This is a genomic window from Patiriisocius sp. Uisw_017, from assembly GCF_047731265.1.
Lineage (GTDB): Bacteria > Bacteroidota > Bacteroidia > Flavobacteriales > Flavobacteriaceae > Patiriisocius.
The window spans coordinates 1,065,313-1,085,316 of record NZ_CP159835.1 but is presented as its reverse complement, the minus strand read 5'-3'; the positions used below and the strand labels follow the sequence as shown (position 1 = coordinate 1,085,316).

Here is a 20,004-nt window from a genome sequence, read left to right as displayed (position 1 = left end):
TTTAATTCATTACATTTATCGAAGTCTAAATACAATGTTTTGAAAATATATTCACACTGCTTTCTATCAATATTTCTTTTTCTTGCATGCTCTGTATCGTCCTTTTCTCAAGATAAAGTTAACTTCAAGGTAAACGAAAAATTATTTGTAAAAGGAAACTCTATCCTAGTAGGTAATACTATTTTAGGGAAGCACCAAACAAAACCCTTTAATGACATTAAAGTTCCCAACGATGCCGTTAATATGAAGTACGTTGATATTGATGGCGATGAAAGTACATTCAGTTCAAGCAGCGCTCAAATCGTGTTACCAGCTACTGCCCAAAGTATTGTGTATGCAGGGTTATATTGGAGTGGTTTATATCCTGCAGAAAAATCTGTAATGCGAAAGGGTAATAGACGAATGATTTACAAAAATAAAGGAGATCGTGTCCCCAGTGTTAATGGTATAAAGATTAAAACTTCAGAACAAACCTACCTTGATATTGAAGGAGAGATTGTGTTTGACGCCAAAAATAAAGGCGCTTTAAAAAGAGATTCTCCCTATGTGTGTCGAGCAGATATTACTGGATACTTGAAAGAGAACTCTTTTGAAAAAACAATCTTTACAGCGGCTAATATTAGAGCGGTTAATGGCAAACTAGAGGGAGGAAGCGCAGCGGGTTGGTTGCTGTATATTATTTATGAGGATGTTACTGAAACTCCAAAATACTTCACAACCTACGATGGTTTTGAACAAGTAATCAAAAAATCTATGGACATTACTTTTGATGATTTTCAAGTAAAAACTCAAGGAGATATTGTTTCAACACTTGTGATGGCTTCCTTAGAAGGAGATGATAAAATAAAAGGGGATCAATGTGCAATTTATAATTCTGAAACAGGGCGCTACACATTACTAGAAACCAACGAAAGAGAAGCAAGTAATTTTTTTACTAGTAGTATAACGACTGGTAATAAAACTAAAAGCGAGCGAACTCCTTCTAGTAAAAACACACTGGGCTTTGATTTGATTAAAATGGAACTTCCCAAAGGTATTATTAAGAACAATGCCGCAAATGCTAAAATCCAATTTAAAACAAGAGAAGACCGGTTTTACCTTTTCTTCACAGCCTTTGAAACAGAAATTGAAGAAAGTTATTTAATAGAAAGAAATAACAGCTCAACAAAGAAGTTAGATAATTTTACAAGTGAACGAATTGAAACAAAACCAATGGATTCCGTCCAAAAAATTATTACAGTAACGTCTAACGAAGTGCCGTCTAAGATTGAAATCGTTGAAATAATAAACGGAGTTGATGACATTGTGAATCTCTCGATAGAAGGAATGGCGTCGGGGTATTATCTTGTAACAAATGTTTTCTCCTTAGAAAGAGGGGTTAACAAATGGACTAATGACTTATTGGCAAAAGGATATAACCCTCAGGGTTTTGTAAACCCTGAAAATGGATGGACCTATGTTTATGTAGAACGAGGCAATATCCTAACTGAAATATTCAATAAAAAAGAGGCGTTAAGAAAGTTATCTTTATTTGAAAATGCCTGGGTTGTTGGGATTAATAGGTAATCACTTCCTCCCAAAATCTGCAGGAATCTCTCCCCAAGCTTTTGTTTCCCATTTTACAACTTTTGTTGGGTAGGCATTCGTTTTAAGCCAAGTTTCGGCACGAGAAATAAGATCGAAGACCGCTTTGTTTTTTGCGGTTTGCTTTAGCTTGGTGTTGCATTTTTTCTTCCGTACCCAGCCAATCGCAATGCGGCTGTCGCTGTATAAAAGAAGGTCACTGTTTTTCTGTTTTAAAAAAGCAAGACCGTGCACAAGGGCTAAAAACTCACCCACGTTATTAGTGCCTTGTTGGAAAGGGCCTTGATGAAATAATTGTTTTTTGGTTTGGGTAACCACTCCGCGATATTCCATAATTCCAGGATTACCGCTGGAAGCTGCATCTACAGCAATAGAGTATAAATTAGGTTCTCCGAATTTGGCTTTTTCTGCTGCGGAGAGTGTTTTTTTGGTATTCTTTTTGGTTCCTACATAGTCCTTGTAATCCTTGTTGTAGGCAACGTTGGCTTCTTTTAAGGTTTCAAAACTCATATACTGTGCGCCAGCTATTCCTTTAATGGATGCTTGGCATTTTTTCCAACTATCAAAAATTCCTGTGGGATTTCCAAACCAAACGACGTAGTATTTTTGTTTTTTACTCATGTTTACTGCCCGTGCAGGCGGGTAACTTAATTAAAGTTTTCTTGGCAGGTATCGTTTCCCGCCAGTTTTAATTTTGCTCAAATGCCCTTCGACTCCCGAAGCTTCGGGGCAGGGTGACACGTTAATTCAAAGCTCCCCTCCCTTGGAGGGGTTGGGGGAGGACAATAAATCCTCAATAATCTTAGGTAACCATTCGTGTTCTAGCGCGTGAACCATAGCAGCTACATCGGCTGCATTATCAAGAAAAGTAACAGGGGTTGCTGCTTGAAAAATGATAGCCCCTTCATCGTAGTTCTCATTAACATAATGGATGGTGATTCCCGTTTCAGTTTCTTTATTATTTACTACTGCCTCATGGACATGGCGTCCGTACATTCCTCTTCCGCCGTACTTTGGTAGGAGTGCCGGATGAATGTTTAGTACTTTATTTGGGAATGCTTTGATGATGATTTCGGGGAATTTCAGCAAAAAACCCGCTAGTACAATAAGATGTGGTTTTAGGGACTGAAGCGTTTTAAGGACTCCTTCTTCTGACAATAATTCAGTCTTGCTAAAAGATATCGCCTTTATTTCATTGGCTTCAGCACGCGATAATACTTTGGCATCCTTCTTGTTCGAGAGCACGCAGACAACCTCCGCAACTTTATTGTGTTGAAAGTATTTTATAACGTTTTGAGTATTGGTACCGTTACCCGAAGCAAAAATTACAATACGCTTCTTCATTTATTTTGTTAGGGTTTCCTAGAGGTTTCACTAGTAATATATACAAAAGTAAGGCAATACAGTTTCACTTCGACGAAAAATGTTTAAATTGGTTGCACATTTTAAAACTAAAAGTGTGTTTTAAGTTAAAATATTTTATTTTTGCCACTTAATTAAAATTTAAAAAAACAAAGATTATGTCAGACATTGCATCAAGAGTAAAAGCTATTATCGTAGATAAGCTTGGAGTTGACGAAAACGAAGTTGTAAACGAAGCAAGCTTCACTAACGACTTGGGAGCAGATTCACTAGATACGGTTGAGCTTATTATGGAATTTGAGAAAGAATTTGATATTCAGATTCCAGACGATCAAGCTGAAAATATTGCGACAGTAGGTCAAGCAGTATCTTATATTGAAGAGAACAAATAAGACAACTTCTTTATGGAACTTAAGCGAGTTGTAGTAACAGGACTAGGTGCACTAACACCCATCGGAAACAACATCACAGAATATTGGGATGGACTTAAAAATGGTAAAAGCGGATGCGCACCTATTACGCATTTTGATTCTGAAAAGTTCAAAACCCAATTTGCTTGTGAGATAAAGAATTTTGATCCATTACAACATTTTGATCGTAAGGAGGCTCGTAAACTAGACAAGTTTGCCCAGTATGCATTAGTGAGTAGCGATGAAGCTATTCTAGATGCAGGGATTGATCTTGACACTGTAGATAAATTTCGCGTAGGCGTAATCTGGGGTGCTGGAATAGGAGGTATTGAGACGTTTCAAAATGAAGTAAAGAATTTTGCAGAAGGGGATGGAACGCCACGTTTCAACCCCTTTTTTATTCCAAAAATGATTGCAGATATTGCTCCTGGTAATATCTCTATTAAACATGGATTTATGGGGCCTAATTATACAACGGTCTCTGCTTGCGCTTCATCGGCAAATGCTATGATAGATGCACTTAACTATATTAGGTTAGGGTACTGCGATATTATTGTAACCGGCGGAAGTGAAGCAGCAATTACTCAGGCAGGTGTAGGTGGTTTTAATGCTATGCACGCACTTTCAACGCGTAATGATGATCCTTCTGGAGCATCGAGACCCTTTGACGCAACTCGTGATGGGTTTGTTTTAGGTGAAGGAGCGGGTGCTTTAATATTAGAAGAATACGAGCACGCCATAAAGAGAGGTGCAAAAATATATGCTGAAGTCATTGGTGGCGGAATGTCAAGTGATGCCTATCATATGACGGCTCCACATCCAGATGGAATAGGAGTTGAACGCGTGATGCATAATTGCCTAAACGATGCTGGAATAGACGCTAGCCAAGTAGATGCAATTAACACGCACGGGACATCAACACCATTAGGTGATGTGGCAGAATTAAAAGCAATAAGTAAAGTTTTTGGTAAGCACGCAAATAGCATTAATATCAATTCGACTAAATCGATGACAGGACATTTATTGGGTGCCGCAGGTGCTATTGAGGCTATTGCTTCAATTTTGTCTATGGAACATAGTCTTGTTCCTCCAACCATAAACCACACCACGATTGATGAAAATATAGATCCTTCTTTAAATCTTACACTAAATAAAGCGCAAGAACGTGAGGTAAATATTTCAATGAGTAATACTTTTGGTTTTGGTGGCCACAATGCTTGTGTACTCTTTAAAAAATGGAGAGCTTAGTAAGCGATGAGTTTATGGCTTCAATAAAAAATATATTCAGTTCCCGTGCCGAAAAGGACGGGGATTTTTTTTTAGCAATAAAGAAGCTTCTTGGTTTTAAACCAAAAGACATCTCCATCTACAAAGAAGCATTTACACACCGCTCTACAAATACTACTTCAAGCCAAGGTCATGCGCAAAATTATGAGCGCATGGAATTCTTAGGGGACGCCATGTTAAGCGCTGTTATCGCAGCACATTTATTTAATGAAGTGCCTGGCGGCAATGAAGGATATCTAACAAAAATGCGAAGTAAAGTAGTAAGCCGTGAACACCTTAACGAACTAGGCCGCGATTTACAACTTATTAATCATTTAAAAACGACCATACCACTGAGTCAATTTGGCGGTAATATACATGGGAATGTTTTTGAAGCCTTGGTAGGCGCTATTTATTTAGATAGAGGATATAGATCTTGTGAAAAATTTATTGACAAAAGAGTCATCAAGCCTTATGTTGACATTGAAAAATTAGAAGGGAAAATAATTAGTTATAAAAGTCTTTTTATTGAATGGTGCCAGAAGCATAAAAAGCAATTTAAGTTTGCGGTTTATGAAGATACGGGTATTGATAAACTTAAACACTTTGCTGTAAAACTGTATCTAGATGACGAAATTGTAGGCAAAGCAAGAGCAACTAGCAAAAAGAAAGCAGAAGAAACTGCGTCGAAAAGAGCTTATTTTAAACTACAAGTGGCCATAGATAAGGACTTTTAATTGGCTTTAAAACAGCTAAACGATTCCATTAGAAACGTTTCTTCTTATACTAAAAGGCATATTTTAATAATGGTACGTTAATTTTTCTGTTTGCTGATCTTATTTTTTTCTACTTTAAAGTAGTGAATAAGACACCTCTTATTGCATAACAGTGGTTTATGCAAAATCTACTAACCTTAATTTATAACGCTGTTAATATTAATTACACCTCGACAGCAGGGGATCCTTTACAAATAAACAACCCTTAAATTATTGATGATTTACCCTCAGGGCTTTATAAAACAGAGAAAAACTTTGAAGGTGGAGAGGTACAAGAAACCGTTATTTATAAAGGCAATCAATGAGAAATTTGATAACATTGTTTTTCTTTTTTTTTATGTGCGTGGGCTATCGTCAATTTGGTCCACAGCAAATAATTACAAATGAAGCCATTAATGTGGAGTTTGTAATTCCGGTTGATATTGATGGCGATCGCGATAATGACGTGCTTTCTGCTTCTATAGTTGATTGTGCGGCAGCGTGGTATGAAAATAGGACTATACTAAGCACCCCAGAAGTAGCCTTGAATAGTGCTGTCATAGTATTCCCCAATCCATCAGAGACCACTGTTATCTTAGGAACAGGTGCTCAATTTTTTGAAAACGTGCGGGTACGCGATGCATTGGTCAAACAAATGGAAGTCCATTGTGTTTATAATAGTTGTAATGTTTCTATGCTTTCTTCAGGTATATGTCTAGTAAACAAAACCATAGATGGAAAGGTATTTGCAGAACGGTTTATAAAATAATAACGTGGCATTTAAATGCTTTAAAAGTCCAAGAAATAGCGCTGTTCTTTAAACTTTTATTGGTAACCTGTCGCGAAATGGTTTTCGAAAAAAAATTAATAATATTTACAAACACTGCTAAGATTGTAATGAAATCTAAAACATTGTTTTTGGGTCAAATAAACGATATCTAGCCGATGCCATCGTATGCAAAGCAAGTGCAACTAGCAAAAAGAAAGCAGAAGAACAGGCCGCCAAACGAGCACGTTAAAGCTACTATTTAAAAGGATTTGTAAGGTCAAAATCAAGGATCTTTTACTTCTTAACCATTTATAAAAGACAGCACCCCTACTTTACCACAACAAAGAGTACTTTATGAAAGAATTTACATTTTCTTTACAACCTAGTACTTAAACAATACCTATTTTTAAACTTTAATTTTTGCTAATGAGTGCGTATAAATTAATTTTGGATGATTATATTGAAGATGATTTTTCTCTTATTGCAATTCATTGCAGTGAAGAAGCTTATAAAGTCGCCTATCTATTAAATCAATTTACAGGACTAAGGTTATGCCGAAAAAAAGTAGATCTAGAATTCAATAACAAAGGTTTAGAAGTTACTTTTCCTTTATTCGAATTTGAAGACGAATTTAATTACACAACCTATAATTTAGTTTCAAATAGAAGAAAAACACAAAGTGCAAAAGTAGCGAGTAGTGGAGGTCTCTTTGGAGCGCTTGCAGATGAAGAGACAATTACAACAGTACTCATTCCAGAATACAAACAAGTGGACTATTTTTTAAAAATATATTCCGATTTTAAAAAGGGTTCAATAAGAAACTTAACAACTAATATTAATAATATAAAACAAATCATTTCGGCTTTTGAGATTGATATCGACCAACTCAAATCAAGAAATAATTTAATATTTTACTAAATGCCAAATCAAAAAAGAACAAAAATAGTAGCAACGTTAGGGCCTGCAACGGCTAAAAAGGAAACATTAAAACAAATGATTCTAGCTGGCGTAAATGTATTCAGAGTGAATTTTTCTCACGCTGATTATAAAAACGTAACCAAAACGATAAAAATCATTCGTGCTTTAGGAAAAGAATTAGACACAACAACAGCCATATTAGCAGATTTACAAGGCCCCAAACTTCGTGTAGGGATTATGAAAGAGGAAGTGGTCGTGAATCCTGGTGATTTGATATCATTTTGTACAGGAGAAGAATTTGAGGGAACTGCAAGTAGGGTGTATATGAATTATGACAACTTCCCACGCGATGTCAAAAAAGGGGAGCGGGTACTACTAGATGACGGTAAATTAATGTTTGAAGTGATTTCTACAAACAATAAAAACGAAGTAAAAACCAAAGTGTTACAGGGAGGGCCATTGCGCTCTCGTAAGGGAGTTAACCTGCCTAACACTAATATTTCGCTGCCAGCACTTACTACTAAGGACAAGGAGGATGCTATCTTTGCCATTTCGCAAGATGTAGATTGGATTGCACTTTCTTTTGTAAGACACGCTGCAGATTTACAAGAATTACAAGCCCTAATTGAAGCGCATTGTGATCACAAAATTCCAATCATTGCAAAAATCGAAAAGCCAGAAGCAGTAGCAAATATTGATAAAATTGTTTCCTATTGTGATGGATTAATGGTTGCTCGTGGAGATTTAGGTGTTGAAGTTCCTGCAGAGGAAGTACCATTGATTCAAAAAGAGTTAGTGCTTACCGCAAAGCGTGCGAGAATACCAGTAATCATTGCTACTCAAATGATGGAGACTATGATTACTAGTTTAACACCCACAAGAGCAGAAGTAAATGATGTTGCAAACTCCGTTATGGATGGTGCAGATGCGGTAATGTTAAGTGGAGAAACTTCTGTAGGGAAATACCCAGTTGAGGTTATCAAGAAAATGGCAAATATCTGCATGCAGGTAGAAAACAGTTCTTTGATAAATGTACCACAAGAACCCCCCCATGTTAGAACAAACAGATACATTACAAAATCGATTTGTTATCATGCGGCAAATATGGCAAATGAGATTGAAGCAACTGCTATATGCACGCTAACAAATAGTGGTTATACTGCTTTTCAAATCTCAGCCTGGAGGCCGAGCGCGCATATTTTAGTGTTTACCTCTAATCATCGCATTCTATCAAGGCTTAATTTACTTTGGGGTGTGCAGGCATTTTATTATGATAAGTATGTAAGCACAGATGAAACAGTGGATGATGTAAACAAAATAGCAAAAGAACGCGGTTTTGTTAAAAAAGGAGATTATCTAGTGAACCTTGCAGCGATGCCTATTGTAGATAAAGGGATGGTAAATACCTTACGAGTGAGTCAAGTATAAAAAAAGCCTTTCAAGTTTAAATAGCTTGAAAGGCTTAATAATTTTAGCCGTATAGTTACTTGGCAATTCCGGTCCATTTTATTTTCATTAATGTTCCTTGTTTAGTTATAGTTACGCTAGAGTCATACCTTTGTAAAGCTTGGGAGTAGATTATTTGTTGAATCATATTATCACGGCGTTCTATTTTCAATTCACTTAAAGACAAATGATCTGGTTTTTTAGTGTTTTTTATAGTTTGAAAATCCTTTCCAGAAACTTTTGGGAATGCCATACTCAAAGGAATATCGTATAACTTTTGCGCAACCGCATACGCCTCGTACCATTTTGTGGTGGGTAATAAAACAGTTTCGGTATTGCTAGGATTGCTTGCTGTTCCACCAGTAGTTTCAAAATAGGAAGTATTAGAGTGTGTCGCTTTTAAATCTTCAATATACTGTTTAGCATTCATCCCTTTTTCTGGGGGGAACAATTCTGATAGATATCCGTTAAAGGCATATCCTTCTTTATTATTATAGGCCACTTTGTTCATTCCACCGCGAATACCAGCAACATTCATTTTTTCATTCGCTTCGATAGTGAGTACTTTTAGTTTTGTGCCGTAAGGCATCACGGCAAGCTTATCGCTGTTTAAGTTATCGTGCTTTCTCAAAGACAATCCGCTAGAAGCTGTAACATATAAGTAATCACCAATAGCGGTTTCTGGTTTTGAGATTTCAACAAGTTGTACTTCATTATTGTTTTCTTGAAGCGCAGTTTTCTTTGTTTCTGTGCCGCACGCAGTTAATTGCGTTACGATTGCACACAGGCTAAGGATTTGGATTGTGTTTTTCATAATATTTTTTTAATTATATGGTAAAGCTACTTCAAACTAAGGGTCTAAATATGGCTATTTGCGTATGCGTTCAAGATGATTTAGTATCTGCCGCTCTAAAAATAGAATCCGTCCTTCGATACAATTTTTTGATAGTGCCTTTGGCACAAATCAAAAAATTGTATCGAAGGACTAAAAATCAAGTCTTAACTGTACATCATACTTTTTTTCTTCGGTAGCAGCTATTTTTTGTTTTTTTTCATTGTTTAGATTGGACATCGAAATTCCTAACAACCGCACACTGTTTTTCATTCCTTCTTGAAACAGTAATTCCTTTATGGTCTCCATAATCAAATCTTTGTTCCCTATATAAATGGGAAGTGTTTTGCTTCGAGTTTGTAACGTAAAATCACTGTACTTAATTTTAAGTGTAACCGTTTTTCCGGCAACTTTACTTTTTTTGAGTCTGCGCTCTACTTCTTCAGCAATTTGCTCTAGGCGTTCTAGCATAAAAATTTCAGAAGAAATATTTTCAGAAAAAGTTCTCTCTGCAGCTAATGATTTTCGAGTGCGCTCTGCTTTGACTTCGCTGAGGTGAATTCCGCGCACAATATTGTAGTAATAGGCGCCGCTTTTTCCAAAGTTTTCTTCGAGATATTCAAAACTTCTTCCCTTTAAATCTGCACCCGTATAAATTCCGTGGCGGTACATTTTATCTTTCATTACTTTGCCAACACCGTAAAACTTTTTAATATCTAGTCCTTCTAAAAAGTCTAAAACATCTTCTGGAGGCACTGTTTTTTGCCCGTTGGGTTTGTTAATGTCACTGGCAACTTTCGCGATAAATTTATTAATACTAATTCCTGCGGAAGCATTTAAACCTGTCCTCGCTTTGATTTTATCTCGTATTTCTTTGGCAATTAATGTTGCGCTCGGATTCCCTTTTTTATTTTCGGTTACATCTAAATAGGCTTCATCTAGGGATAATGGCTCTACCTTTTCAGAATATTCAAAAAAGATCTTTCGTACTTTTTCCGAAATTTCTCGGTACCTATCAAAATCACTTTTCACAAAAATTAAGTGTGGGCATAATTTTATAGCGAGCGAACCGGCCATCGCAGAACGCACCCCAAACTTACGCGCCTCGTAACTTGCAGCACTCACCACTCCACGAGACCCACCACCACCCACCGCGATAGCCTTGCCCACAAGAGAAGGGTCATCTAATTGCGCAACACTCGCATAAAATGCGTCCATATCCACGTGGATGATTTTTCTTATGGGGAGCTCCTGTTCCATCCTGTAAATTTAATACCTTTAATGCTCACAAATCGAAGGAGTTTTACAATTTGCTATGAACCTAAATCAAATAACAATACCGTCCACAAATGTTTCTCGCGTGATCAATTTCTACAGGCAACTAGGACTTGTTTTAATTGTGTATACAAATTAGACCTATGCGATATTTGAAGCGCCACAAGGAGAAACAACCTTCCGTATTCATTTTTCTGAAACGATTCTCGAAAGTGAAATTTGGATCTATTTTGAAGTGAAAGATGGAGCCGAAAAAATAACAGAACTATAGAAGAAAGGAATTATATTTGAAATGGATGAGACCCCATAAACTTCGCTCTAGATCAATGCGCGATTAAAAGATCCAGAGGGAAACCAAATCATTATTTACAATGCGGGTGAAACAAGAAATAACGGCCGTGGAAATTAAAAACGCAACACAATGAATCCTAAAACAGCGATACTCATAGGCGCAACTGGCCTTACTGGAGGCATCCTTTTAACCTTGCTTTTAAAAGACTCTAGCTATTCTAAAATAAAAATTTTTGGCAGGAATTCCTGCCAAAAAAGCCATCCTAAAATCGAAGAGCATCTAGGGGATTTATTTAAATTAGAAACGTTTGCCGAAGCATTTAAAGGGGATGTTGTTTTTTGCTGCATTGGCACAACAAAGGCAAAAACACCGAACAAAGAAACTTATAAAAAAATTGATTGCGGTATTCCTGTTGCAGCAGCAAAACTTGCAAAGCGAAACAAGATTGAAACTTTCGAAGTGATCTCAGTTCTGGGCGCTGATGTAAATAGCAATACATTTTACAATAGCGTTAAGGGAGAAATGGAGCGCGATGTATTGGCTATAGGCTTAAAAAACAGCTATATCTTTCAGCCTTCATTAATTGGAGGTGATAGAGATGAAAAGAGATTGGGTGAAAAAATAGCGCAGGTTTCTTTTAAGTTTTTCGATTTTGTAATTGTGAACAAATATAAGATGATTGCGGCTGAGACCATCGCTAAGGCGATGTTGCTCGTCGCTAAAAATGGATATGAAGAGACCCGAATTGAATCTCACCAAATAAAAAACATCTCAGATCGTGGTTGAAGTAGAACGTAAATTCTTAGTGAAAAACGAGGCGTATAAGGCTGAAGCACGTTCAAAAAAACGCATTGTGCAGGGTTTTTTAAACACGCATCCAGAGCGAACGGTACGCGTTAGGATTAAAGGAGACAAAGGGTTTTTGACTATAAAAGGAAAAGGAAATGACTCGGGTACCACACGTTTTGAGTGGGAAAAAGAAATTGTTGTTACAGAAGCGCAAGCGCTGTTAAAGCTTTGTGAAGAAGGCAGCATTGAAAAATTTCGGTATGAAGTAAAAGTAGAAAATCACGTTTTCGAGATTGATGAATTCTCAGGAAATAACAAAGGATTAATTGTGGCCGAAGTAGAGCTGTCTTCTGAAAACGAAAAATTTGAAAAACCGGATTGGTTGGGTCAAGAGGTTACGGGGGAAATTAAATACTACAATTCACAATTGAGTCAGCATCCTTTTATGAATTGGTGAGCACGATCAAACTCCTAGAATCTTTTTAATTTGTAGTATTGTTCTAGCATTTGAAACACCAGAAACGGAAGCTATAAATAAGTTTTCATTATTCGCAGAAGCTTCTTTTTTTATTGCCGAAAAATGAACCATTTCAAAGCCAGCTTCTTTAAACACGAACACATTTTTTGGAGTGATTCCACCACCAGGCATTATCTGAATTTTCTCTTCGGAAAGTGTTTTCAATGCTTTCAATAATTCAATTCCGTCAATTGCTTTTGATTTTTGTCCCGAGCTCAGAAGGCGTTTGACTTTTAAACCATTTAGTTGCTGCAGAGCAAGTAAGGGGTTTCGGCAAACATCAAAAGCGCGGTGGAAGGTAAATTCCATTTTGCCTGCAGCTTCAATGAGCCTTTCGGTATTTAGAAGGTCAATGTTATTTTCCGAAGTTAGTATTCCGCTTACAATCCCATTGCAACCCATTATTTTACAGAACTCGATATCTTGAATCATCGTGATAATTTCTGTTTCAGAATAACAAAAATCTCCTGCTCTTGGTCTAATTAAAACGTGTGTTTCAATCCCTATTTCTTGAAGTACTCGAGTGATCATTGCTCTTGAAGGAGTAATGCCTCCCACTGACAAGTTTTCACATAATTCAATACGATTTGCACCTGTCTCATTCGCAATAAATGCAGATTCAAAACCATTGGCACAGACTTCTATTTTCATAGATTCTTTTTTGAAAGATCTCTAGCTGTATGGTGGATGGTAAGGATGTCGATTCTAGGACTATTTACAATTTTATAGATGACTCTATAATTATCTTCAATTAACTCTCGATATTTTTTGTCTTCCATTTCATCAACAATATGACCAGCGTAAATGTGTTCTTGCAGAATTCGAGGTCGCAATCTAAGTTTGATTACTTGTAGTTTTGTATATTTATAAGAATCTTTAGCAATATATTCCTTAATAGTTTTTAAATCTGAAATAGATTGTGGCGACCAGTTTATTTGAACCATTGTTAAATTTCTTTGTCAAGGTCATTATCAGAAACCACATTATTATCTTCAGATTGTTTATTGCCTTTTTCTATTTTAACTAGCAAGATGAGGCGTTCTACAAGCTCGTCAATGGAAAACTGATCAGGAAAGTTTTCTAATTGCTTTCTAACAATTTCTTTAGACAACATAATTTTTTAATTTATACTACAATATAGTTATTATTCAACAATTACCTCATCTATAAACGTCCACGCTTTATTGCCAGCTCCTTGATAGCCGTCTGGGATTATACCGTAGCTAGGGATACGAAGGACTAGTTGCTTAGTTAAATAACTTTTAGTGTCTAATTTCATTTCTGATAAAACTATTTGTTCGTCGCTATTAATCATTTGTTTGTTAGAAAGTATGCTGCCATTTTCTAAAGTAATTATTGCCCTCCAATTATTAGGTGCATACAACCACTGCCCATTTGCATTATAAAAACGAGTACTTATTTTATTGATTTTAGTAGGTTCTGGAAATGTGATGGTAATCTCTAAATCATCACCCCAAAAGCCCAACCACTCTTTATCTCCAAAGCGGGTATTGCTCCCGTTCACTCCATTTATGAGCGCTTCTTTACCGCCAGCGCTATAAGCAGGATGTGGTTCCACATTTATAGCTACTTGAGCATTAACTGCTTTGTGATAGTCAATTGTGTCTGAAAATTTGCGCCCCACGGCAGCTCCCTTTTTATAAACCTGTCCATTAATTACATATTGAGGAATACCCTTTGCAGCCTCTGGTGAAGTGAGGGCTGAAATTTTAAAAGGCTTTACGTACTTTAGTTTCTTTTTGTCATTAACACTGTATCTTATTTCCTTTCCTTTTGTAGGAGTACTTAATGTATAAAATACTTCGTTGTTTTCTTTTACAACCGCACCTTCCAAATTAAAAAGATGGTTTGCGTAGTTAATATCTAAAACATCCATTCGTTCCATAAAAGGTTCTAATCGCTCTAAAAAATTATCGTAATCTTCTTCTAGATTTTTTGTGGGACCACTCCAAACAACTTCCGCCATTGCTAACATTCTGGGGAAGGCCATATATTCTAATTGGTCTGAGGTGGATATATATTCAGTCCAGATATTTCCCTGTGCGCCAAGAACGTGTTTTGCTTCTTCAGGATTTAGTTCGGCGGGAACGGGATTAAACCCAAAGACCTTTTTAAGCGGAAGATAACCGCCAATTGCCGTTGGCTCATCTTCGTAGGTGGCTTGATAATAATCAAAATAAGAGTGGCTCGTAGGAGTCATGATTACATCATGGCCTTCTTTTGCAGCTTCAATAGCTCCATTAGACCCTCGCCATGACATTACTGTGGCATTGGGTGCGAGACCGCCTTCTAAAATTTCGTCCCAACCTATTATTTTTTTACCTGTACTATTAAGGTGTTTTTCAATAGTAGTAATAAAATGGCTTTGTAATTCTTCTTCGTTTTTTAGTCCTTTATCTTTCATTAAATTCTGACAGTGGGCACATGATTTCCATCTGGTTTTTGGAGCTTCGTCACCACCAATATGGATATATTCACTCGGGAATAAAGCTGCGACTTCATCTAAGACATTTTTAAGAAATGTAAAGGTCTCTTCCTTTGGACAGAATACCTCTTCAAAAACCCCCCATTTTGTGGCTACGGGTACTTGTAAACCCGTACAACCTAACTCAGGATATGCGTGTATCGCAGCTTGTGTGTGCCCTGGCATTTCAATCTCTGGAATTACTGTGATATGTCTTTGAGAGGCATAGGCTACAATTTCTTTTACGTCCTCTTGTGTGTAAAACCCGCCATAACGTTTGCCGTCAAATTCTTGTGGAGAATCGTTATAATGCCCTATCAAGGTTTCTTGGCGATTGGCTGCTTTGTTTGTTAGCTCAGGATATTGTTTAATCTCAATTCGCCATCCTTGATCGTCGGTTAAGTGCCAGTGAAAGTTGTTCATCTTAAGCATGGCTAGATGGTCAATGTATTCTTTTATAAACTCGACTGGAAAGAAATGTCGTGATACGTCAAGATGCATTCCACGGTATTTGAATTTGGGTTCGTCTTTAACTATGACCCTAGGGAATTTTACACTTTTTACTTTAAGAGCCTGTAGGTGTTCAAAAGGGAGTAACTGAATTAATGATTGAATTCCATAAAACAGCCCTTTTTGGGTATTTGCTTCGATGGTGATTTTTTGATCTATCGACAGCAAATACCCTTCTTCTACTAAATTATTGTTCCTTTTAAAGAGTATTTGAGCTTTATCATCACGGTTTGTAGTTTCAAAATTAAACCCCAATTTCTGTTGCATATAGTTTGAGAAATAGCTGTTTTCGCTACCAAAGTATTCAATTGACTTAAAGCTTATATTTTTGTCTAAAGTAAAAAACCCTTCTCCAGTTACCAATTGCTTTGGAGCTGGAATAATATGAGTACTTGCAACATAATCAAAGCTCGATGTATCGCTACAGCTTGTAATGCTTAGTAACCCTAATAGCACCAATAGCAGAGAGATTTTACGGAAGGTTTTCTTTGCCATATTTTTGGGTAGTTTTTAATGGACAAGTTCTATAATAACACTAACCTTATTTTTGGCATTGTTGACGGTATTATTTATTTGGTTTAACGTCTTGTATTTTATTAGAGGAGCTTTAATTTCTGTTTTAAATTTAATGTTTTCTGTTCTATTAGGGAGTACATCTATAAAATTATTTTCGAAAGTACCTTCCGCTTCTGAATATAAAAAAACATCTTTTTGTAGTGTTTCTGAATGCAACCTAATTTCATAACCGTATTCTTTTTTTACCATTTCAGCAGTTAGTTTTTCAGTTGATAAATTCAGGTTTTTTGGCTTCTCAAAATAATGAACCACATTGTCATTTCCGAAGAAAATTTCAGCATAACTTTTACGTCTATCAATATTCAATTTGTGTAAAGGAATTTCAAAAATAACTTCATTTTTTTCATTAAAAGTGGAAATAGCTTCTTCATTAAATTCGGCTAAAATCTCACCGTTAAAATCTTTAAAAAGCACTAATAAATCGGCCGTTATTGTCCTGATAGCATCGTCAACAATTGAGATTTTTAAAATGTTATTTTCTTCAAAAGGAACAATTAATCTATTTTTAAATGCCTCTCTAGCCTTAAAATGCAGCGCTTTCCAATTTCCCATTCCGTCAATACTGGACCAAGAAACCACCGGCCAACAATCGTTTAGTTGCCAATAGAGCGTACCCATATTATAGGGTTTAGCACGGCGGTGGGCGAAGATGCCTTTTGTGATTCCGTAGGCTTGTAATAACTGGCTCACATACACATAATCTTCAGGATTTGTGGGCACAGGAAATTCACGTTCCATGTATTCTCGAATGAGCTTATACCCTCGCGCGTGTTTTTGATGTGTGGTAAAACTGGGATGATTGAGATCAATACTATCTTGCTCTGTAAAATATTTTATGGCTTCGTAACTTGGGAAGGATTGGAAACCAAACTCACTCATAAACCGTGGAACTTCTTCTTCAAAATGTTCAAAAGGGTAACCGTCGTGCCATACCCACCAGTCGTGTGCATCGCCTTCAAGCTGATAGCGTTTGTCACCACGACCAAACTTAGGCGAACTCTCCCAATAGGATATCGCAGGACTTAAATTATCCACCACTTTAGGAAGCATATCGTTAAAAATAGCTTGGTAGTTATTCCAGATTTCTTCTTTTTGAGCTTCAGTTTTGTCTGCTTGCCAACCCCAACGGTGCCAACCCTCACGATTTTCATTATTGCCACAATAGAGCGCGATGCTTGGATGTTGTCGCAGTCGTTTTACCGTATCGATTGCTTCTCCTTTTACATTTTCTAGAAATGCTGCATCGCCGGGATACATGGCACAAGCAAACATAAAATCCTGCCAAATTAGGATTCCTTTTTCATCGCACAAATCATAGAAAAGATCCTCCTCATAAACACCACCGCCCCAAACACGAAGCATATTCATATTTGCCGCTACCACATCATCTAATAACTTCTTTCGCTCTTTTGGGAGGACATCTGCAAGAAAAATGTTTTGCGGGATGTAATTAGCTCCTTTCATATAAACAGGTTTCCCGTTAAGTTCAAAATAAAACCCTTCACCTATGCTGTCTTTTTCGGTGACTAATTCAATTGTTCGGATTCCCACTTTTTTGTTGATGGATTGGATTACGGTATTCCCTTTTTTTACATTGATGGTAAAATCGTATAAAAATGGTTCGCCTAGATTGTGAGTCCACCAGAGTTTAGGGTGGTCAATTATGATAGGAAATTTATAGGTGTCATTCCCATAGATTTCAATTTCGTTTGCTATAGTTTCGTTTGTTGTGTTGTTTACTATTTCAATACTACTCTTATCATAATCAAAAGTTTCAAACTCGATATTGGCAGTCAACATAGCTTTTTCTTCGGAAACGGTGTTGGTTTGAACAAAAGCATCTTTCATTCTCACTTGGTCATAACTCACCAAAGAAACATCACGCCAAATACCCATTGTTTTAATCGTAGGCCCCCAATCCCAGCCGTATTGAAATTGTGGTTTGCGGGTGAATACCCTAGGGGATTCTGGAAGGGTGTAGTTTAGTTTTGCGGATTCTTTTTCCTCATATTCGTCCGTAGGATAAAAAGTTATTTCTACGGCGTTTTCCGTTTCAATTAGATCTGAAACATCTACTTCCCAAATCCTGAATGCGTTGTTTGTCTTTGTTAGTTTTTTGTTATTAAATAGAAAATGAGCATAGGTATTCAACCCTTCAAACCTTAAAATATGTTTTTGTTTTTTTAAAATTTCCGCAGAAACAGAAAATTCTTTTTTATAAATCCAGCTTCTTTCTGATACCCATTGAATACTGTCTTCGTTGCTGCCTTTAAAAGGGTCTGGAATTCTGCCGAGGTTTAGTAAATCTTTTTGAACACTGCCAGGAACTGTTGCGGGTTGCCAGTTTACAATATCATAGGTGTTATTAGGGTTTTTATAATCCTGAGTAAACTGCCAATCGTTTCCATTAAGAGATTGAATGCTATTTGTCGATTGCTTGCAATTTATTAGTAAACTTGATAAAAATATTAGACCCCACTTCAATTTCATTGGTCTAAGATACAAATTCTATAAAAAGCTTATTGTTTTGAATCTTCAAATAGTTTCGCATAAGCCCTATATTCTGCCCAGTTCCAAGCGAGCCAGTTTTTACGCTCCCATTTCTTTTTGAATGCTACTTTTTTATACGTAATGTGCTGGATATACAAATCAGCCTTTATATCGTGGTCAGGAAGAAATTGTTCGTTTTGATTTTCTTTTATTTGTGCGACGGTTTGTAAATTTTTGTCAAGACTTGGCAATGCTTTGTCTGAAAAATGGGCTAGATAATCCAATTCAATATAAGACTCATCGGCATGTGAAAAGGTGTATTTTGAAATGACAATATCCCAAGGAACTCAACTTGTAACTACCAAAATAAGAAAAACACTCCAAGCATTGTTTCTAAATAAATAGAATGATGATTTTTTATCTTTCACTTTTATCAAGACAGTATAAAGCCCATAAATAGTTGCGGTTAAAAAGAAAAAAATGCCTATCCTTTTATATGCGAGTGAATAATATTCAAAATACCAAAAATTACGAATTCCAACTGAAATTGCTAAAATCACATTTTGTAGAATCCATACATAGCTTAGTTTTTTAAGCAAGGTGTTTTACTGTAGAAATTTAAATTTTCACGGAAATATAACAGCACTATTGCAATGGAGATAAGAATGGAAAGGATTAATAAATAGGTTGCTTCATGCACAAATTCTATAAGAGTTTGTCCATCCCATTCAAAACCAAACCACACATTTTTTATGTCTAAAAAATTGACGGCTAGCAGTAAAATGTTGAGCGTTATTAATAGAAAAAGACCGGCACTTAATTCCTTTTTTAATGATAGGGCATTAAAAGGGGTGATTCGTTTTTCTCTAACGCGATTAAGTTGTGTTGATCCTTTTTTGTCTTGATCAGACAAATAGGTGCTTGTATGTCTAACTAGCAGAAAGATACTAATGAATAGGCAGAAAATATACGTGAGCACAATACCCCAATCTAAATTTTTGAAAAGCACACTTCAACTATTACGTGTTTAATTGTTATCAATACATCAAATATATAGAAACTGACCTATATGTTTGTAGAGATTTTAGCATTCGTTGCCATTGGTTTAGTATTCGTTTTATTCGACTTGGTCTTCAAAGAACAACTCCAAAAAAGACTGAACATGAATTTAGAAGCACATTCCTGCCTGCAGGCAGACAGGTCTGAAGTAATTAAAAAAAGAGACTATTTATTAAACGAAGAACACCTAGACTTTGGTGTTTCATATTTGACAAAGTTCGACGGTTTAGGCCCTATTGAATCTATAAACTCGTTCCACTTTAGCAATCTCTACCTTTTAATAGCATACCAAATATCTCTGCCTAGTTTTTGTGCCTGTTGATGATCTGGACTTGGTTTCCAGTCTAGAATAGCTTGTTCTGTTTGCCAATAACTTACTGTGATGCCAACATCTTGTCGAGCACTTTCTATCCCTAAAAAACTGGGCTGTTGTTTCGCAAGTTCTTCCATCTGTAAAGCCATATTTTGATAGCCTTCGTTTGCTGCTGATAGTGTACTTGTAAATATGACATTTATTTTTTGTTTTAAAACGGAGTGTGATGTTTGGCAGGAAATTGATCTGGAATACTTTCGTCAGCCTCGCCTAAGTTTTGTTTCAAAATGAGTCCTTATCTCCATTTCAAATGTTGTATAGGTCTTTTTTGTATGCATATGTAGTTATTATAGCGT

At 36.4% G+C, this 20,004-nt stretch carries 22 protein-coding genes; 9 read left to right on the top strand and 13 right to left on the bottom strand.

The genetic code is table 11. The features are described from left to right. The first annotated feature begins 39 nt into the window (after positions 1 to 39). Positions 40 to 1,566 carry a hypothetical protein gene (locus ABXT67_RS04945; RefSeq protein ID WP_415376174.1) on the top strand — a complete coding sequence of 509 codons (1,527 nt, stop codon included), beginning with the start codon at positions 40 to 42 and terminating at the stop codon, positions 1,564 to 1,566. On the opposite strand, the gene ABXT67_RS04940 is transcribed toward ABXT67_RS04945, so the two are convergent. Next, positions 1,567 to 2,205, bottom strand: coding sequence for a viroplasmin family protein (locus tag ABXT67_RS04940; protein WP_415376173.1), 639 nt, complete (start codon positions 2,203 to 2,205; stop codon positions 1,567 to 1,569). Between the two features lie 126 nt (positions 2,206 to 2,331). Then, positions 2,332 to 2,928, bottom strand: coding sequence for a phosphoribosylglycinamide formyltransferase (locus ABXT67_RS04935; RefSeq protein ID WP_415376172.1), 597 nt, complete (start codon positions 2,926 to 2,928; stop codon positions 2,332 to 2,334). Positions 2,929 to 3,104: 176 nt separating this feature from the next. Here ABXT67_RS04935 and ABXT67_RS04930 point away from each other — a divergent pair, with 176 nt between their 5' ends. The 6 genes from ABXT67_RS04930 to pyk all read left to right on the top strand — a co-directional run bounded on the left by ABXT67_RS04930 (position 3,105) and on the right by pyk (position 8,492). Next, positions 3,105 to 3,338: an acyl carrier protein gene (locus ABXT67_RS04930; RefSeq protein WP_151672630.1), complete on the top strand. Its 234-nt coding sequence runs from the start codon at positions 3,105 to 3,107 to the stop codon at positions 3,336 to 3,338. Positions 3,339 to 3,350: 12 nt separating this feature from the next. Next, positions 3,351 to 4,604: a beta-ketoacyl-ACP synthase II gene (gene fabF / locus ABXT67_RS04925; RefSeq protein WP_415376171.1), complete on the top strand. Its 1,254-nt coding sequence runs from the start codon at positions 3,351 to 3,353 to the stop codon at positions 4,602 to 4,604. A 14-nt stretch (positions 4,605 to 4,618) separates the two neighbouring features. Further along, positions 4,619 to 5,359 carry a ribonuclease III gene (gene rnc, locus ABXT67_RS04920; protein ID WP_415376930.1) on the top strand — a complete coding sequence of 247 codons (741 nt, stop codon included), beginning with the start codon at positions 4,619 to 4,621 and terminating at the stop codon, positions 5,357 to 5,359. A 340-nt stretch (positions 5,360 to 5,699) separates the two neighbouring features. After that, positions 5,700 to 6,146: a hypothetical protein gene (locus ABXT67_RS04915; protein WP_415376170.1), complete on the top strand. Its 447-nt coding sequence runs from the start codon at positions 5,700 to 5,702 to the stop codon at positions 6,144 to 6,146. Positions 6,147 to 6,572: 426 nt separating this feature from the next. Continuing rightward, entirely contained in the window at positions 6,573 to 7,064 is a 492-nt protein-coding gene (locus ABXT67_RS04910) for an IPExxxVDY family protein (protein WP_415376169.1), read from the top strand. Beyond that, positions 7,065 to 8,492, top strand: coding sequence for a pyruvate kinase (pyk, locus tag ABXT67_RS04905; protein WP_415376168.1), 1,428 nt, complete (start codon positions 7,065 to 7,067; stop codon positions 8,490 to 8,492). A gap of 55 nt (positions 8,493 to 8,547) precedes the next feature. On the opposite strand, the gene ABXT67_RS04900 is transcribed toward pyk, so the two are convergent. Beyond that, on the bottom strand, positions 8,548 to 9,324 hold the full coding sequence (locus tag ABXT67_RS04900; RefSeq protein ID WP_415376167.1) for an SH3 domain-containing protein: 777 nt from the start codon (positions 9,322 to 9,324) through the stop codon (positions 8,548 to 8,550). A gap of 171 nt (positions 9,325 to 9,495) precedes the next feature. After that, positions 9,496 to 10,602, bottom strand: a complete 1,107-nt coding sequence (dinB, locus tag ABXT67_RS04895; RefSeq protein ID WP_415376166.1) for a DNA polymerase IV — start codon at positions 10,600 to 10,602, stop codon at positions 9,496 to 9,498. Positions 10,603 to 11,038: 436 nt separating this feature from the next. Between dinB and ABXT67_RS04890 the strand changes: the two genes are divergently transcribed. Then, on the top strand, positions 11,039 to 11,695 hold the full coding sequence (locus ABXT67_RS04890; protein ID WP_415376165.1) for an NAD(P)H-binding protein: 657 nt from the start codon (positions 11,039 to 11,041) through the stop codon (positions 11,693 to 11,695). Further along, the gene (locus ABXT67_RS04885; RefSeq protein ID WP_415376164.1) at positions 11,688 to 12,155 is read left to right on the top strand and encodes a CYTH domain-containing protein; all 468 of its coding nucleotides are present in this window, start codon (positions 11,688 to 11,690) and stop codon (positions 12,153 to 12,155) included. The genes ABXT67_RS04890 and ABXT67_RS04885 overlap by 8 nt, the downstream gene beginning before the upstream one ends. A gap of 6 nt (positions 12,156 to 12,161) precedes the next feature. Here ABXT67_RS04885 and ABXT67_RS04880 read toward each other — a convergent pair whose 3' ends face one another. The 9 genes from ABXT67_RS04880 to ABXT67_RS04840 form a co-directional block, all read right to left on the bottom strand. Then, the gene (locus tag ABXT67_RS04880; protein WP_415376163.1) at positions 12,162 to 12,866 is read right to left on the bottom strand and encodes a copper homeostasis protein CutC; all 705 of its coding nucleotides are present in this window, start codon (positions 12,864 to 12,866) and stop codon (positions 12,162 to 12,164) included. Further along, the gene (locus ABXT67_RS04875) at positions 12,863 to 13,159 is read right to left on the bottom strand and encodes a type II toxin-antitoxin system RelE/ParE family toxin (RefSeq protein WP_415376162.1); all 297 of its coding nucleotides are present in this window, start codon (positions 13,157 to 13,159) and stop codon (positions 12,863 to 12,865) included. Before ABXT67_RS04875 ends, ABXT67_RS04880 begins: the two co-directional genes overlap by 4 nt. Positions 13,160 to 13,161: 2 nt before the next feature. Then, on the bottom strand, positions 13,162 to 13,329 hold the full coding sequence (locus ABXT67_RS04870; RefSeq protein ID WP_415376161.1) for a hypothetical protein: 168 nt from the start codon (positions 13,327 to 13,329) through the stop codon (positions 13,162 to 13,164). A 30-nt stretch (positions 13,330 to 13,359) separates the two neighbouring features. After that, entirely contained in the window at positions 13,360 to 15,705 is a 2,346-nt protein-coding gene (locus ABXT67_RS04865) for a beta-N-acetylhexosaminidase (protein WP_415376160.1), read from the bottom strand. Between the two features lie 15 nt (positions 15,706 to 15,720). Further along, entirely contained in the window at positions 15,721 to 18,276 is a 2,556-nt protein-coding gene (locus ABXT67_RS04860) for a glycoside hydrolase family 2 protein (protein WP_415376159.1), read from the bottom strand. 29 nt (positions 18,277 to 18,305) lie between these two features. After that, positions 18,306 to 18,560 carry a hypothetical protein gene (locus ABXT67_RS04855; protein ID WP_415376158.1) on the bottom strand — a complete coding sequence of 85 codons (255 nt, stop codon included), beginning with the start codon at positions 18,558 to 18,560 and terminating at the stop codon, positions 18,306 to 18,308. Between the two features lie 63 nt (positions 18,561 to 18,623). Continuing rightward, positions 18,624 to 18,836 (bottom strand): DUF4153 domain-containing protein, encoded by a 213-nt coding sequence (locus ABXT67_RS04850; protein WP_415376928.1) that lies wholly within the window; start codon positions 18,834 to 18,836, stop codon positions 18,624 to 18,626. A gap of 23 nt (positions 18,837 to 18,859) precedes the next feature. Continuing rightward, entirely contained in the window at positions 18,860 to 19,189 is a 330-nt protein-coding gene (locus ABXT67_RS04845; protein WP_415376157.1) for a hypothetical protein, read from the bottom strand. 416 nt (positions 19,190 to 19,605) lie between these two features. Then, a complete protein-coding gene (locus ABXT67_RS04840) occupies positions 19,606 to 19,797 on the bottom strand; it encodes an antibiotic biosynthesis monooxygenase family protein (protein ID WP_415376156.1) in 192 nt (63 codons plus the stop codon). Positions 19,798 to 20,004 lie beyond the last annotated feature (207 nt).

Bases quoted from the DNA above. Each gene is read 5' to 3' on its own strand.
- ABXT67_RS04940 (WP_415376173.1), bottom strand. From the start codon at position 2,205: ATGAGTAAAAAACAAAAATACTACGTCGTTTGGTTTGGAAATCCCACA.
- ABXT67_RS04935 (WP_415376172.1), bottom strand. From the start codon at position 2,928: ATGAAGAAGCGTATTGTAATTTTTGCTTCGGGTAACGGTACCAATACT.
- ABXT67_RS04930 (WP_151672630.1), top strand. From the start codon at position 3,105: ATGTCAGACATTGCATCAAGAGTAAAAGCTATTATCGTAGATAAGCTT.
- fabF (WP_415376171.1), top strand. From the start codon at position 3,351: ATGGAACTTAAGCGAGTTGTAGTAACAGGACTAGGTGCACTAACACCC.
- rnc (WP_415376930.1), top strand. From the start codon at position 4,619: ATGGCTTCAATAAAAAATATATTCAGTTCCCGTGCCGAAAAGGACGGG.
- ABXT67_RS04915 (WP_415376170.1), top strand. From the start codon at position 5,700: ATGAGAAATTTGATAACATTGTTTTTCTTTTTTTTTATGTGCGTGGGC.
- ABXT67_RS04910 (WP_415376169.1), top strand. From the start codon at position 6,573: ATGAGTGCGTATAAATTAATTTTGGATGATTATATTGAAGATGATTTT.
- pyk (WP_415376168.1), top strand. From the start codon at position 7,065: ATGCCAAATCAAAAAAGAACAAAAATAGTAGCAACGTTAGGGCCTGCA.
- ABXT67_RS04900 (WP_415376167.1), bottom strand. From the start codon at position 9,324: ATGAAAAACACAATCCAAATCCTTAGCCTGTGTGCAATCGTAACGCAA.
- dinB (WP_415376166.1), bottom strand. From the start codon at position 10,602: ATGGAACAGGAGCTCCCCATAAGAAAAATCATCCACGTGGATATGGAC.
- ABXT67_RS04890 (WP_415376165.1), top strand. From the start codon at position 11,039: ATGAATCCTAAAACAGCGATACTCATAGGCGCAACTGGCCTTACTGGA.
- ABXT67_RS04880 (WP_415376163.1), bottom strand. From the start codon at position 12,866: ATGAAAATAGAAGTCTGTGCCAATGGTTTTGAATCTGCATTTATTGCG.
- ABXT67_RS04875 (WP_415376162.1), bottom strand. From the start codon at position 13,159: ATGGTTCAAATAAACTGGTCGCCACAATCTATTTCAGATTTAAAAACT.
- ABXT67_RS04870 (WP_415376161.1), bottom strand. From the start codon at position 13,329: ATGTTGTCTAAAGAAATTGTTAGAAAGCAATTAGAAAACTTTCCTGAT.
- ABXT67_RS04865 (WP_415376160.1), bottom strand. From the start codon at position 15,705: ATGGCAAAGAAAACCTTCCGTAAAATCTCTCTGCTATTGGTGCTATTA.
- ABXT67_RS04860 (WP_415376159.1), bottom strand. From the start codon at position 18,276: ATGAAATTGAAGTGGGGTCTAATATTTTTATCAAGTTTACTAATAAAT.
- ABXT67_RS04840 (WP_415376156.1), bottom strand. From the start codon at position 19,797: ATGGCTTTACAGATGGAAGAACTTGCGAAACAACAGCCCAGTTTTTTA.